The sequence below is a fragment of the Streptomyces sp. NPDC003077 genome, assembly GCF_040611095.1.
Classification (GTDB): domain Bacteria; phylum Actinomycetota; class Actinomycetes; order Streptomycetales; family Streptomycetaceae; genus Streptomyces.
Map to the genome: position 1 here is coordinate 15,823 of NZ_JBEXNM010000091.1, position 14,054 is coordinate 29,876.

6 protein-coding genes and 1 pseudogene are annotated in these 14,054 nt (G+C 73.9%); 5 read left to right on the plus strand and 2 right to left on the minus strand.

Annotation, left to right across the window (positions count from 1 at the left end):
• Nucleotides 1-29 precede the first annotated feature (29 nt).
• Nucleotides 30-185 carry a hypothetical protein gene (locus ABZX96_RS34845; RefSeq protein ID WP_355552527.1) on the minus strand — a complete coding sequence of 52 codons (156 nt, stop codon included), beginning with the start codon at nt 183-185 and terminating at the stop codon, nt 30-32.
• 209 nt (nt 186-394) lie between these two features.
• Here ABZX96_RS34845 and ABZX96_RS34850 point away from each other — a divergent pair, with 209 nt between their 5' ends.
• The 3 genes and pseudogenes from ABZX96_RS34850 (at nt 395) to ABZX96_RS34860 (ending at nt 5,369) form a co-directional block, all read left to right on the plus strand.
• Nucleotides 395-3,400 (plus strand): YfhO family protein, encoded by a 3,006-nt coding sequence (locus ABZX96_RS34850; RefSeq protein WP_355552530.1) that lies wholly within the window; start codon nt 395-397, stop codon nt 3,398-3,400.
• Between the two features lie 218 nt (nt 3,401-3,618).
• Nucleotides 3,619-4,533: pseudogene (locus ABZX96_RS34855) on the plus strand (glycosyltransferase family 2 protein); the annotation flags it as partial.
• Nucleotides 4,534-4,904: 371 nt separating this feature from the next.
• Nucleotides 4,905-5,369, plus strand: a complete 465-nt coding sequence (locus ABZX96_RS34860; protein ID WP_355552542.1) for a GtrA family protein — start codon at nt 4,905-4,907, stop codon at nt 5,367-5,369.
• A 16-nt stretch (nt 5,370-5,385) separates the two neighbouring features.
• Here ABZX96_RS34860 and ABZX96_RS34865 read toward each other — a convergent pair whose 3' ends face one another.
• The gene (locus ABZX96_RS34865) at nt 5,386-7,587 is read right to left on the minus strand and encodes a PIG-L family deacetylase (RefSeq protein ID WP_355552533.1); all 2,202 of its coding nucleotides are present in this window, start codon (nt 7,585-7,587) and stop codon (nt 5,386-5,388) included.
• A gap of 375 nt (nt 7,588-7,962) precedes the next feature.
• On the opposite strand from ABZX96_RS34865, the gene ABZX96_RS34870 reads away from it, so the two are divergent.
• Together ABZX96_RS34870 and ABZX96_RS34875 are read left to right on the plus strand one after the other, a co-directional pair.
• Nucleotides 7,963-10,278: a CDP-glycerol glycerophosphotransferase family protein gene (locus ABZX96_RS34870; protein ID WP_355552536.1), complete on the plus strand. Its 2,316-nt coding sequence runs from the start codon at nt 7,963-7,965 to the stop codon at nt 10,276-10,278.
• A gap of 54 nt (nt 10,279-10,332) precedes the next feature.
• A complete protein-coding gene (locus ABZX96_RS34875; protein WP_355552539.1) occupies nt 10,333-13,923 on the plus strand; it encodes a bifunctional glycosyltransferase family 2 protein/CDP-glycerol:glycerophosphate glycerophosphotransferase in 3,591 nt (1,196 codons plus the stop codon).
• Nucleotides 13,924-14,054 lie beyond the last annotated feature (131 nt).

Below are 14,054 nucleotides of genomic sequence, written 5' to 3' on the forward strand. Positions count from 1 at the left end.
CCACCCACTACGTCCGGCACTTACGCGGATCACACGGAAACAGGCCGGTAATCGCCGATCGGATAATCGATCGGGCGTTCACGAAACGCACATGCGGTGATCTTATGTACGGTGATCGCATATTGAGCGTGGGGGGATTGGCATTCTTCGATCACATCGTCAGTGATCACATCCTCGGTGATCACGCAATCGGTGATCTTTGCGCCGGCGATCAGGCATCGTCTCCGCGCCGCCCACCGGAACGCCCGCGAGGCGGCGCCCGCGACCCGCCCCGCGGCGCCTCACCCGGATATCGGGCGCCCGCCGCTTACGGTAGGCGTGCGCCGATGTCTCCCGCCGCGGCCCGTGCGGGGCGGTCACCCGGTCCCCGGTCGTCCACAGGAGCACGCCACCAGTGAGCCCCACCACCGACCGCCGGACCGCCCCCGCCCCCGCGGCGGCGCGCCGCACGGCGGGGACGGGGTTCCGCGAGGCCGGCGCCGCCGGGCTGGCCGCCGGGCTCTCCATGGGCGCGTACTGCCTGGCCATGGCCGTGCACGGGACCTATCCCTTCGGGGCGCGGTCGCGGGCCGTCAACGACCTCGGCAACCAGTTCGTGCCGTTCCACGCGCGCCTGTGGGACCTGATGCACGGCCGGACCACCGGCGACCTGCTGTTCAACTGGGGCAGCGGCTACGGCGTCCCCTTCCTCGCCGACTTCCTCTCCTACCTGATGAACCCTTTCTCCTGGCTGGTCGGGCTCTTCCCCCGGCACCTGGTCGAACTCCCGGTCTTCCTGGTGACGCTGCTGAGCATGGGGCTCGCCGCCGCGCTGATGACGGTCTTCCTCGGGCGGCTGCGGCCCGGCCCGGGACTGCCCCGGGCGCTGCTGGCGGTGGGGTACGGGGTGTCCGCCTGGGTGCTCGGTGACGGGGCCGCGGACCCGATGTGGATGTGGGGGCCGGTGTCGCTGCCGCTGCTCGGCATCGCCGGGGACTGGTGCCTGCGGCGGCGGCGCTGGGTGCCGGGCGCGCTGCTGGTCGCGCTCGCCTGGGCGGGCAACTTCTACACGGCGGCGATGGCCAGCCTCGCCATGGCGCTGGTGCTGCTCGTCCGGCTGCTGCTCGCCGAGGGGTGCGCCGGGCGCGACCGGGTGCGCGTCCTGGCCCGCGCCGCCTCGATGGGGGCGGTCGGCGTCCTGCTGGCGGCGCCGGTGCTGACGGTCACCTCCCGGGCGAGCGAGACGGCCATGCCCGCGCCCCCGGCGGAGTACCGCGGCGGGCCGCCGCTGCCGGACTACCTGGCGCACCTGCTGCCCGGCGGCCGGGGCGAGGTGCCCGCCCCGAACGTGGCCGTCGGCGTCCTCGCACTGTTGCTCCTGGCGGCGTTCCCCTTCGTGCGGGCCATCCCGCTCAGAGTGCGGGCCGCCTGGTACGGGCTGGCGCTGCTGGTCGCGGCGTCCTTCGTCTGGCGGCCGACGGTGCTGCTCTGGCACGGGCTGGCCCTCCCCAACGGCAGCCCCTACCGCGCGGCCTTCGTCCTGGGCGGAATCGTCGTCCTCGTCGCCTGGCTGGCCCTGTCCCACCGGCCCCGCCCCGGCGAACTGATCGCCGGGGGCTGCGTGGTCGCCGTCCTCGTCGCGGTGTGCGCGGCTCAGGGCGCGGTGGACGCCGCGACGTGGGTGCTGGTGGGTGGGGGCGGGGGTGTGGTGCTGGTGGCTTTGGTGGGGCTGGCGGTGGTGGGGGGACGGAGTCGGGCGGGGCGGGGTGCGGCGGTGCCGCCGTGGGGGCGGGCTGCCGAGGGGGCTTCGGCGGAGGGGGACGAGGACGGATACGGGGAGGCGGACGCGGGGGGCGGGCGGGAGCAGGCTGTCGGGGCTCTTTCAGGGGAGGCCGTCGCGGTGGGCGAGGGCGGCGGGACGCGGCCCGTCCAGCCCGTCCTCCTCGCCGTGCTCGCCTGTGCCGTCTTCCTGACCTCGGGGTACACCGCGCTCGCCGTCACCGCCGAGCGGGACGAGCTGGCCTGGTACCGGCCGAAGACCACGCTCGCCCCCGCCGCGCTGACCGCCTACGCGGGACTCCGCGCACGGGCCGACTGGCCCGCCTCCCGCGCCGACCCCGGGCCGCACGAGTTCGCCGACAACGACCCGCTGCTGCTCGCCGGCGAGGGCGGCGCCTACTACAGCAGCTACCTGCCGGCCCGCACCGCGCACACCCTGCGCGGCCTGGGCGCGGGCTGGTACATCCAGGGCCGGCACACCCGCAGCGTCGAGGACCCGGCCGCCCGCGCGATCCTCGCCGTCGGCAGCCACCTCACCGGCCCGACCGGCCGCGCCGCCACGGCTCACCGGTCCACGCCCGCGCCGCTGGTGACCGTACGCACGGGCGGGGCGGAGGGCGACGTGCGCGGCGACCGGCTCTTCGCCCGGCAGGAGCTGCTGCTCGGCGCGGATGTGTACGAGACGCCCCGGCCCACCGTGGCGGACGGGCCCGGTCTCCTGCCGACCGGGTACGGATGGCGGCTGCCCGCACCCGACGGCGGTCCTCACGGTGGCCCGGCACGCGACGCGTCCGCCCTCGACGGCCGTCACCACGGGGGCCCGACACCCGGCGAGCCCGCCGCCCGCGCGGCGCAGCCCGGGGCGCCCGCCGCCGACGCGGCACAGACCGGGATCCACATTGCCGCCCGGTCGTCCCCGTCCACCGTCCTCACCGCCAGCTGCGCGCCGGGTTCCGTGGCCTACTGGTACGCGCCGTGGTACGCGGGGCGCGTCGAGGCGCTCGGGACGCGCTCCCTCGGGTACGGGGACCGGCCGATGACCGCCACCCCCGTCCGGCGGCTGGGTCGCGTCCCCCCGGGCGGCCGGGTGACCGTGCGGCTCGTCCACACCCGGCCGCAGGCGATCCCCCGGGAGCCCATCGGCTGCCTGTCCCCCGGCCGCCTGGCGTCAGCCGTCAAGCGGCTGCGCGCGCGGGCACCCGTACGAGTGGGTGCGAGCGGCCACGGGCTGACGGCGGAGCTGCGGCCGGGCAGCCGGGGGACGGCCGTGGTGGCGGTGCCGGCCGTCCCGGGCTGGCGGTGCGCGGTGGACGGCGGCCCGGCCCGCGCGCCCCGGAGGCTGGGCGGGCTGATGGCGGTGCCGCTGGGCGACCGGGCCGACCGCCTGGCCTGTTCGTACCGGACGCCGGGGCTGGCCCGCGGGCTGGCGGCGAGCGGCGCGGCGGCCGTGGCCCTGGCGGCGGTGGCGCTGGTCGGCGCGGTACGGCGGAGGCGGGACGGGGGCACCGGCGCGCCCCGCGCCGCGTCCCCGTACCGCGCGTCGTCCCGCGCCCCGGTCCACGCGATGCCCGGCGGCGTCGACGACACCGGTTCCGGGTCGGCCCCGACCTCCCCCACCAACCCGCTAAATCGTGATATTTAGTCACATTCGTCGCCCCTTTCACTCCGTCGGCCCGCCGCGCCGCTCCCCCGCGACTCGTCCCACCCGCCCCCTATGGCTCCCCGCTCCCCACCGCCTCTCAGGACCCGCCGCGCCGCTCCCGGCACCCCGTCCCGCCCGCCCCTTCGGCCCCCGCTCCCCACCACCTCTCAGGAACGGCATGACCAGCCGCTCCTGCCGCACCGGCGAAGAGGCCCTTGATGAAGCTCTCGGTCGTCGTCCCCTGTTACAACGAAGAAGCCGTCCTCGACCGCCTGGACAACACGCTGCGCACCGTCCTGGACGCGCTCCCCGTCCCCTACGAACTGTGCTACGTGGACGACGGCAGCGCCGACGGCACCCTGAACCGGCTGCGCGCCCTCGCCCGGCGGCACCCCGCGACCACCCGCTACCTCTCCTTCAGCCGCAACTTCGGCAAGGAGTGCGCCATGCTGGCGGGTCTCAAGGAGGCCACCGGCGACGCCGTGGTCCTCATGGACGCCGACCTCCAGCACCCTCCGCACCTGATCGAACGGATGCTGGAGCTCTACCGGCTCGGCCACGACCAGGTCATCGCCAAGCGCAGCCGCGACGGGGACAAGCCGCTGCGGACCACGCTCAGCCGCCTCTACTACCGCGCCGTCAACAAATGGGTCGACGTGGAGCTCATGGACGGCGCGGGCGACTTCCGGTTGCTCTCCCGCAAGGCCGTGGACGCGGTGCTCTCCCTCCCGGAGTACAACCGCTTCTCCAAGGGCCTCTTCTCCTGGATCGGCTTCGACACCGTCACCTTCGACTACCGCAACGCCGCCCGCGGCGCCGGCGAGACCAAGTGGCGGTTCGGCTCCCTGATCAACTACGGCATCGACGGGATGCTGTCCTTCAACTGCCGCCCGCTGCGGATGGCCATCTGGACGGGCCTGAGCCTGGCCGGCCTCGCCGCGCTGTACGCGCTGTGGATCGTCGGCGCCGCGGTGGCGGGCGGCGTCACCGCTCCCGGGTACGTGACGCTGGTCGCGATCGTCGTCGGACTCGGCGGTCTCCAGATGGTCATGCTCGGCCTGATCGGCGAGTACATCGGGCGTATTTATTACGAGTGCAAGCGGCGGCCCCACTTCCTGGTGCAGGAGAGCCACCGGACGGCGCGGGCGGCGCACCCTGAGGCACCGCACACCGGGATCGCACACGAAGGGGCGGCGCGGCCCGTACCCGTCACCGGAGGGGCGAGCGCCACCGCCCCGGCGGCACCCGCCGCCCCCGTCGATCCCGTGCCCCAGCCCGAGGCCGCTCGTACGGCCGGGCCCGCCCCCTCCCCGGAACCGGCCGAGCCGTGCGCCCCCGCCGATCCCGCACCGCCCTTCGGCCCCACCGACCCGGCGACCGCCCGCGGCGTCCTCGGCGAAGCCCCGTGACGGACCCCGGCCGCGTCGGGAAGTCACCTCGCACCCGTAGGACGCGTCAGCTCAGGGAAAACCACCCGCCCACCGGCACCGCCCGACTCCCGGAGATCGCCCGCTTCGTCCTCGTCGGCGGCGTCAACACCGCGACCTTCTACGGCGGTTACCTGCTCCTGCACCCCTGGATGCCGTACTTCGCGGCCTACACGCTGGCCTTCCTGCTCAGCATGACCGGCTCCTTCTTCCTGAACGCCCACTTCACCTACCGCACCCGGCCGACCTGGCGGAAGTTCCTGTTCTTCCCCCTGACGCAGGCCACCAACTACGGGGTGCAGAGCGCGGGCCTGGTGGCGCTGGTGGGCTGGTGCGGACTCCAGACGCGGATCGCGCCGCTCCTCGCGGCGGTGCTCGCGATCCCGTTCACGTACGTGGTGTCCCGGCGCGTCCTGGTCCCTCGCGGGGGGACTCCCGGGCGCGAGCCACCACCGGGCGGCGAGCCCTCACCCGGCGCGGCGGTCACCGCCCCCGGCGGCGCCCCGCCCCCGCCCGGCCCGGCGCCACCGCCCGCCCCCTGACGCCGCCGGCACTCCCTCAGCCCCGCCCGTCGCCGCCCTGGGCCCGCCACCCCGTCACCGCCGCCCCGGGACCCGTGTCCTGCTGGCGGGCCGCGTACAGCCGCCCGTCATGGCCGAGCACCACGGCGACCGCGCGGCCGGTGACGTCCCGGGCGATCCCCGCCGCGGCCGAGTGCGGCACCTTCCCGGTGCGCCACCCCCCGGCCTCCCCCGGTGGCCCGCCGGCGACGGCGACCCGGACCGCGCCCGCGCCGTCCCGCCCCGCGACCACCGGCCGCCCGCCCCCGGCCACCGTCACGGCCACCCGGCCCTGCCCACCCATGGGCGCGGGCCGGTCCGCCACCCGCCAGCCCGCACCGCCCCCGCGCCACGCCGCCACCACCGCCCGCGCGCTCTCCGGCTGCCGGAAGGCCGCCCACACCGTGCCGTCACCCGCCGGGGCCAGGCTCACCGGACCGGCCGGCGCGGGCAGCCCGGCCCCGGACGCCCGGAGCGGCACCCCGCCCGGCACCGCGGAGACCCAGTGGTGCACCGCCCACGCGCTCGGCGCGGCCACGTGGACCAGCCCGGCGGCGTCCACGCACGCGTCCAGCCCGTCCACGACACGCGGCGGCCGGGCCGTCGCGCCCGCCGCCGTCACCCCGCCCCCGGTTCCCACCGGCCCCGCCAGCCGCCGCCACCGCGACCACGCCCCGCCCCGGGGACGGCGGCGGTAGCCGATGCCGCCCGACCAGTCGCGGACGAAGACCAGCAGCGCCCCGTCCCGCGTCTCGACGGCGGCGGGGAACCCGGTCTCCAGCGACCTGGCCGGATCGGCGTCCGGGGTGCCCAGCGACGTCCAGTCGGCGAAGGCGGGCGCGCCGCCGGGGCCGGTGCCGTTCTGCACGGCGGTCACCAGGTCGCGGCGGTGCGCGCGGTTCCGGCCCGGCAGGACCGTGCGCAGGGCGAACAGGCGCAGCCGCCCGTCCCGCTGCCGCAGGGCGTGGATCTCCCCCTGGAGCAGTTCGCCGCCCTGCGCGTACGGCCCGTGGAAGGTACCGCTGCCCGGCTCCGTCTCGGCCCAGACGTGGGCCGCGCCGTCCAGCACGGCGAACGCGGCGAGCCGGCCGTCCGCGGTGGCGTGCAGCCAGGAGGGGGAGCCGGGGGTGCGCGGGCGGGTGCTGCGGGTCCAGTTCCGGGAGCGGCCGGTGAGGGAGGTGCCGCCGACCTTGAGGTCGCCGCAGCCGGCGGGGTCCGCGCACGGGTGCCGGTCGGCCCAGCCGTACGTGGACAGCAGCTCGCTCTTGCGGCGGGCCGCGGCCGGGTCGAGGTTGTGCGGCAGCGTGCCGGTCTCGTATCCGAGGTAGTGCTCGACGACGGTGGGGTGGGCGTGCGGACGCTGCCAGTACGCGGCGAGCGCCGCCTGCGCGAAGTAGGCGGAGACGATGTGGTCCTGGTGGTCGTAGTAGAGCAGGCCCCGCAGCCGGGGATCGTCGGCGGGCAGGCCGGGGTGCGGGACGTGGGAGGCGTTGGGGTCCAGGGTCCGTACGACGGTGGGCCGCACCCGTTCCAGCACGGCCACCAGGGACGCGATCACCTGCGCGCGGGAGCGGGGGGCGGCGTGCCGTACGGGGGTGCCGAGCGGGCGCAGGGTGGGCAGCGCACCGGTCGCGCCGAGCCACAGGCCGCGCAGGCTGACGGGGAGCGGCCGGGCGATGGCCCGGGACTCGACCAGCCCCAGGAAGATCAACTCGTGGTGCGGGGCGGCCCGCAGCGTGTGGACCTCCGCCTCGAAACCGGGCAGCAGCGGGACCGCCGCGACCTTCCAGGGGCTCGCCGGGTCGCCGGTGGCCATTTCGGCGTGCGCGGCGCGTAGCCCGTTGGTCCGGGCGCGGGCGAAGGCGGCGCGGTCGGCCGGGACGTCGTGGCGGTTCGGGGTGTCCACCCCGGCGTTGCGGCCGTCGGACTCGCCGCCGGTGAGGCAGACGGTGACGGACCGGGCGCCGCCGCGGACCGACTGCTCCAGGTCCGGGTTCATGAAGTACAGCGAGTCGTCGGCGTGCGCGATGACGTGCAGGTACGCCGCCTGCGCGGCCACGGCCTCGGCCCCCGCCCGGCGCGCGTCCCCGTCCGGCCCGGACCACGCCCACCACCCGCCGCCCGCGCACGCCACGGCCACCCCGCCGCCGGCCGCCTGGAGCAGCCGCCGCCGGGATATGGAGGGCGGGTGGGCCCCCATCGGCACTCCTCCCTGCGCCCGGCGGCGGCCGGGAACCTTCCGTGCCCGGCCCGGTCCGGGCGTGTGCGGCGAGCCGCGGCCGGTGCGCCGCCCGGCCGGTGCCGGGTGAACCGTCACCGGGTGCGCGGGACGCGTCGGTGGCACCGGCTCGTCCCGTCGGCCGTAACACGTCCCTTCAGTATCGGGAGGCACATTCCATCCCGCACGCCCGATTAGTCCATATATGCCAGCACAGGTGACGAGCGCCACAGGTCCAGCAAGTAACAAATGGCAACCCATTTGGGTTAACGCTCGTCACCTAGTTGACAATGAAGGGTCCGTATGGATCTCGTTTCGCTTTCCGTGCCCGACCCGCCGCGAGGAGTAACGCCAGACATGTCCGACACACGCCTGGTTCCCCATCCGCGTTTCAGCATCATCGTGCCCGCGTACATGGTGCAGGGGTTCGTCCGCGCGTGCCTGGACTCGGTGCTGGCCCAGGACTTCCGGGACTTCGAGGTCATCGCGGTCGACGACCACTCGCCCGACCGCAGCGGCGAGATCCTGGACGAGTACGCGGCCCGCGACGACCGGATCGAGGTGCTGCACCTGTCCGCGAACGCCGGGCTCGGCGAGGCGCGCAACATCGGCCTGGAGAAGGCCCGGGGCGACTACATCCTCTTCCTCGACAGCGACGACACCTTCGTGCCGGGCACCCTCAGCGCCCTCGCCCAGCGGCTCGCCGCCACCGAGGACCCCGACATCCTGGTCTTCGACTACGCGCGGACGTACTGGGACGGCGAGATCAAGCGCAACCAGCGCGCCGCACTCCTCGCGGAGACCGGCGCCCCCGTCTTCCCGCTCGCCGACCGCCCCGAGCTCCTCGACCTGCTGCAGATCGTCTGCAACAAGGCGTACCGCCGGGACTTCGTCCTCCGGCACGGCTTCCGGTTCCCCACCGGGTTCTACGAGGACGCCCCCTGGACGTTCTGCACGATGATCACCGCGGAGCGGATCGCCGTCCTGGACCGGGTGTGCCTGCACTACCGGCAGCGCCGGCAGGGCGGGAACATCCTGCGCAGCACCAGCCGCAAGCACTTCGACGTGTTCGACCAGTACGCCCGGGTCTTCGCCTACGTCGACGAGCGCCCGGAGCTGGCGGCCTGGCGCCCCCGCCTGTTCCGCAAGATGGTCGACCACTACCTGACGGTCATCGAGAAGCCCGGCCGGCTGCCGCAGGACGCCGTCGCCGAGTTCTTCCACCGGGCCGCGCGGGACTACCGGGAGCGGATACCGGAGGGCTTCGTGCGCCCCGGTGGCGTGGCCGGCGGCAAGTACGCCGCGCTCGCCCACGACTCCTACTCCGCCCTGGCCGGGGTGCGCTCGGCCGGCAAGCTGCACCGCGTGGCGCGCCGGACGGCGGGCAAGCAGCTCCGCCTGGCCAAGCGCACCGGCAAGGAGCTGCACTACCGCTCCCAGCTCCGGCGCCCGATCGACGAGAACCTGGCGGTCTTCTCCTCGTACTGGAGCCGCTCGGTGGCCTGCAACCCGCTGGCCATCGACCGGGAGCTGGCCCGGCTGGCCCCGCACATCCGCCGGGTGTGGATCGTGCGGCCCGGTGAGGAGGCGTCGGTGCCGCCCGGCGCCGAGGCCGTGACGCCCGGCACCCGCGAGTACTGGACCGCCATGGCCCGCGCGAAGTTCCTGGTCAACAACGTCAACTTCGGCAACAGCGTGGTCAAGCGTCCGGGCTCGGTCCACCTCCAGACCCACCACGGCACCCCGGTGAAGACCATGGGGCTCGACCAGCGCGCCTATCCGGCGGCGAGCAAGGGCGTGGACTTCGAAGCGCTGCTGCGCCGGTGCGACCGCTGGGACTTCAGCCTCACCTCCAACCGCTTCACCACCGAGGCGTGGGAACGCGCGTACCCCTGCTCGTACGTCCCCCTCGAATACGGCTATCCGCGCAACGACATCCTGCTGAACGCCGGCGCCGCCGACGTCGCGCAGGCCCGTCGCGAACTGGGCCTGGCCGACGGGACGATCGCCCTGCTCTACGCGCCCACCCACCGCGACCACGAGGCGGGCTTCGTCCCGCGGCTCGACCTGGCCGCGCTCGCCGAGCGGCTCGGCCCGGGCTACACGCTGCTGGTCCGCGCCCACTACTTCTACGACGGCTCGGCCGACCTGGCCCGCCACCAGGCGGACGGCCGGATCGTCGACGTCTCCGGGCACCCGTCCATCGAGCGGCTCGCCCTGGCCTCGGACGCGCTGATCACCGACTACTCCTCGGTGATGTTCGACTACGCCAACCTGAACCGCCCGATCGTCACCTACGCCGACGACTGGGAGGTCTACTCCGCCGTCCGCGGCGTCTACTTCGACCTGCCGGCGGAAGGACCCGGGGCGGTGGCCACCACCCCCGAGGAACTGGCCGAGGTCTTCCGTTCCGGTGCCTGGGAGGACGAGGCGGCGGCCCGACGCCTGGCCCAGTTCCGGGAACGGTTCTGCGAGTTCGACGACGGACGGGCCGCCGAGCGGGTCGTGCGCCGGGTCTTCCTGGGCCGGACGGACGTGCCCGCGATCGTCCCGCTCGCCGAACGCGTCCCCGCTCCGGCCCCGCGCGCGCTGCTCCGTACGGATCCACCGCGCCCCGTCGTGCGCCCGAGCACACCCGGCACCTCGACGCCGCCGGTCACCCCGGCGGTCTGACCGGCCGCCGCACCCGGCACCCATCTGCTCCCCTCAGGAAGGCAACGGCACCCCATGCCACGGCTCAGCGTCATCGTCCCCGCGTACAACGTGGAGGAATACCTCCCGGCCTGTCTGGACTCCCTCGCCTCGCAGACCCTGCGCGAGATCGAGGTCATCGTGGTCGACGACGGCTCCCCGGACGACTGCGCGGCGATAGCGGCCGAGTACGCCGCCCGGGACCCGCGGTTCAAGCTGATCCGCAAGGAGAACGCCGGCCTGGGCGCGGCCCGCAACACCGGCCTGGAGCACCTCCACCCGGACAGCGAGTTCATCGCGTTCGTCGACAGTGACGACGTGATCCCGCCGGACGCCTACCGGATGATGCTGGCGAGCCTGGACGAGTCCGGCTCCGACTTCGTCACCGGAAACGTGCACCACATCAACTCCACCCGGGTCTGGCAGTCCCCGATGCACCGCATCCTGGCGGGCGGCGCCCGTCAGCGCACGCATGTCACCGAGGACAAGCGGCTGCTCACCGACCGGATCGCGTGCAACAAGGTCTTCCGGCGCACCTTCTGGGAGAAGCACGCGCTGTCCTTCCCCGAGGGCGTGCTGTACGAGGACACCCCGGTCATCGTGCCCGCGCAGGTGCTCGCCGAGGCCGTCGACGTGATCAGCGAGCCGACGTACTACTGGCGGCTGCGCGACGGCGCCGGTCCCGCGTCGATCACCCAGCGCCGCACCGAGCCGAAGGCCGTCCGCGACCGGACCGCCGCGGTGGAGTCGGTCAGCCGCTTCCTGGCCGGCCGCCCCGACTGCGCGGACCTCAAGCGGGAGTACGACCGCACCGCCCTCACCGGTGACATCCGCATCTTCCTGAACGTGCTGCCGGACGGCGACGACGAGTACCGCGCGGAGTTCCTGCGCTCCGTCAACCGCTACCTGGACCAGGTGGACCCGGAAGTGGCGCTGGAGCTGCCTGCCCGCGCCCGCCTCGCCTGGCTGCTGGTGCGCAAGCACGCCCTCGACGAGCTGATCGACATCCTCAACGCCGAGCGCCAGGGCGAGCCGATCGAGATCCAGGGGCTGCTGCGCAAGTACGCCGGGTTCGCCGGTTCGGGCTCGGCCACCGCGCGGCTGCCCAAGCAGATCCGCCGCATCGACCCGGACCTGAAGATGAAGGCGCCGGTCCAGGACGTCACCTGGGAGCAGGGCAAGCTGCGCGTGCTGGGCCACGCGTGGATCGAGCGGATGGACCAGACGGCCAAGCACAGCGCGGTCAAGGTGATCCAGCTCCGCAAGGAGGGCTCGCGCCGCCGCACGGTGCTGCCGGTGCGCAACGTCTACCGCCCCCAGGCCACCACCGAGTCCGGCCAGACCCAGCACAACTACGACTGGTCCGGCTGGGAGCTGCTGCTCGACCCGAAGCGGCTGCGCCGCGGCAAGGAGTGGGAAGAGGGCATCTGGCACGTCGGCATCGGCATGGTCGCCGGCGGCCTGGTCCGCCGGCGCGCGGTGCGCATGGCGGGCGCGAGCCGGGCGGGCAGCCCCCCGTACCAGTGGCTGGACGAGAACTTCCGGCTGCTGCCCATGGCCGACAACAACCTGTTCAAGCTGAAGATCGAGAAGGTCCGGGCCCTGGTCACCGCCCACCGCGCGGCGGGCGAGAGCATCGAGATCGAGGGCGTGATCCGCGAGCCGCTCCAGCACGGCGAACCGGTCGAGCTGGAGGTCAAGAACCGCAGCACCGGCGACCTGCTGCGGTACGCGGCCGAGCTCTCCCCCGCCGCGGGGGGCGACACCGTCTTCCGGGTGGCGGTGCCGCTGAAGGACATCGCGCTGTTGCCGGAGCACCAGGACATCCTGTCCCAGGGGCCGGTCGCGGACGTCGACCGCCGCCGCGCCCTGTCCGCCCGGCGCAACTGGAGCACCGCCCTGGTGATCACGGGGATCACCGGCAAGGAGCGCCGCTACTCCACGGTCGTGCGGCCGGGGCTGGCCGACGGCCAGGTCCGCCTGCCGGCCTCGCTCGGCGAGGGCGCGGACCGCAACGAGATCGGCATCACCGCCGGGCAGACCGGTTACCTGAAGTTCACCGGCCGCCCCGTGCACGCCAAGCTGACGAACGTGACCTGGCAGGACGGCCGGTTCACGCTGACCGGCAGCACTCCGGCGGACCTGACCGACCCGGTGCTCGTCATCAAGGCGCGGGACCGCTTCGACGAGAAGACCGTGCCGGTGCGGATGTTCCCGGACGGCACCTTCGAGGCCGACTTCACCCCGGCCCGCATGTCGGGCCCGCGCCGCACGCTGCCGCTCAAGAGCGGCCGGTGGAACTTCTTCCTGCGGTCCGCCGACAGCGACATCGACGTGCCGTTCGTCCTGGACCGGCTGGCGAACCCGCTCTTCCCCGTGGAGGGCACCGACCAGGGCCGCGAGTACGCCATCGAGGCCCGCTGGTTCGACTTCCCGCAGCTCAACTGCGTCAGCGACCTGTCGGTGCTGGAGCGCGGCAAGTACCGCCAGCATCAGCTCCGCACCAAGGTGTACGAACCCGCCCGCCAGGAGCCGCTGCGCGACGCGGTCCTCTACATCAGCTACAACGGCAAGCAGTACTCCGACAGCCCCAAGGCCATCCACGAGGAGCTGCTGCGCCGCGGCGCCAAGGTGGAGCACCTGTGGCTGGTCCGGGACGGACAGGTCGAGCTGCCCGACACCGTCCAGAAGGTGCGTTTCCAGTCCACCGAGTGGTACGAGGCCCTGGCCCGCTGCCGGTACATCGTCACCAACGCGCACCTGCCGCACTGGGTCGAGCGCCGCGAGGGCCAGGTCATCGTGCAGACCTGGCACGGCACCATGCTCAAGCGCATCGGCCTGGACATCGAGGCGCCGAAGTTCGACCCCAAGTACCACGAGCGGCTGCGCATCGAGGCCAAGAACTGGTCCATGCTGGTGTCGTCCAACCGCTTCAGCACCCCGATCCTCAAGCGCGCCATGGCCTTCGACGGCCCGATCGTGGAGACCGGCTACCCGCGCAACGACTACCTCTACGCGCCCGATCGCGAGGCGCGCGCGCAGGAGGTCCGCCGCAAGCTGGGCCTGCCCGAGGGCAAGAAGGTCGTGCTGTACGCGCCGACCTGGCGGGACGACATCTCCCACCGCCTGGGCCAGTTCCGCTTCGACCTGCGCCTGGACCTGGAGGACGCCGAGCGCCGGCTGGGCGCGGACCACGTCCTGCTCGTGCGGCGCCACTCCAACATCGTGGACAGCATCCCGGGCGCCGGCGGCGGCTTCGTCTTCGACGTCTCGGAGTACCCGGACATCGCCGACCTGTACCTGGCCGCGGACATGATGATCACGGACTACTCGTCGGTCATGTTCGACTACGCCCACCTGCGGCGGCCGATGCTCTTCTTCACGTACGACCTGGAGCACTACCGCGACACGCTGCGCGGCTTCTACTTCGACTTCGAGAAGGACGCGCCCGGTCCGCTCATCCGCACCTCGGAGGAGCTGATCGACGCCATCGCCGACATCGACGCCGTGTCCGCCCGGTACCAGGAGCAGTACGACCGGTTCCACCACAACTTCTGCGACCTGGACGACGGACACGCCTCGGCACGGGTTGCCGACCTGATGTTCGACATGGCCAAGAAGCGCTGATTCCACGGGCTAAGGGGACCTGCGGGGAACCAAGGGGACCCAAGGGAAAGAACACGAACGAAGGGGGCCGGGGGGGCGGGGCGGGCGGCCGGGCCCGGCCCGAGGACGTCGGGGGGGTGGGGGCCCCCGCG

Bases quoted from the DNA above. Each gene is read 5' to 3' on its own strand.
- ABZX96_RS34870 (WP_355552536.1), top strand. From the start codon at position 7,963: ATGTCCGACACACGCCTGGTTCCCCATCCGCGTTTCAGCATCATCGTG.
- ABZX96_RS34875 (WP_355552539.1), top strand. From the start codon at position 10,333: ATGCCACGGCTCAGCGTCATCGTCCCCGCGTACAACGTGGAGGAATAC.
- ABZX96_RS34865 (WP_355552533.1), bottom strand. From the start codon at position 7,587: ATGGGGGCCCACCCGCCCTCCATATCCCGGCGGCGGCTGCTCCAGGCG.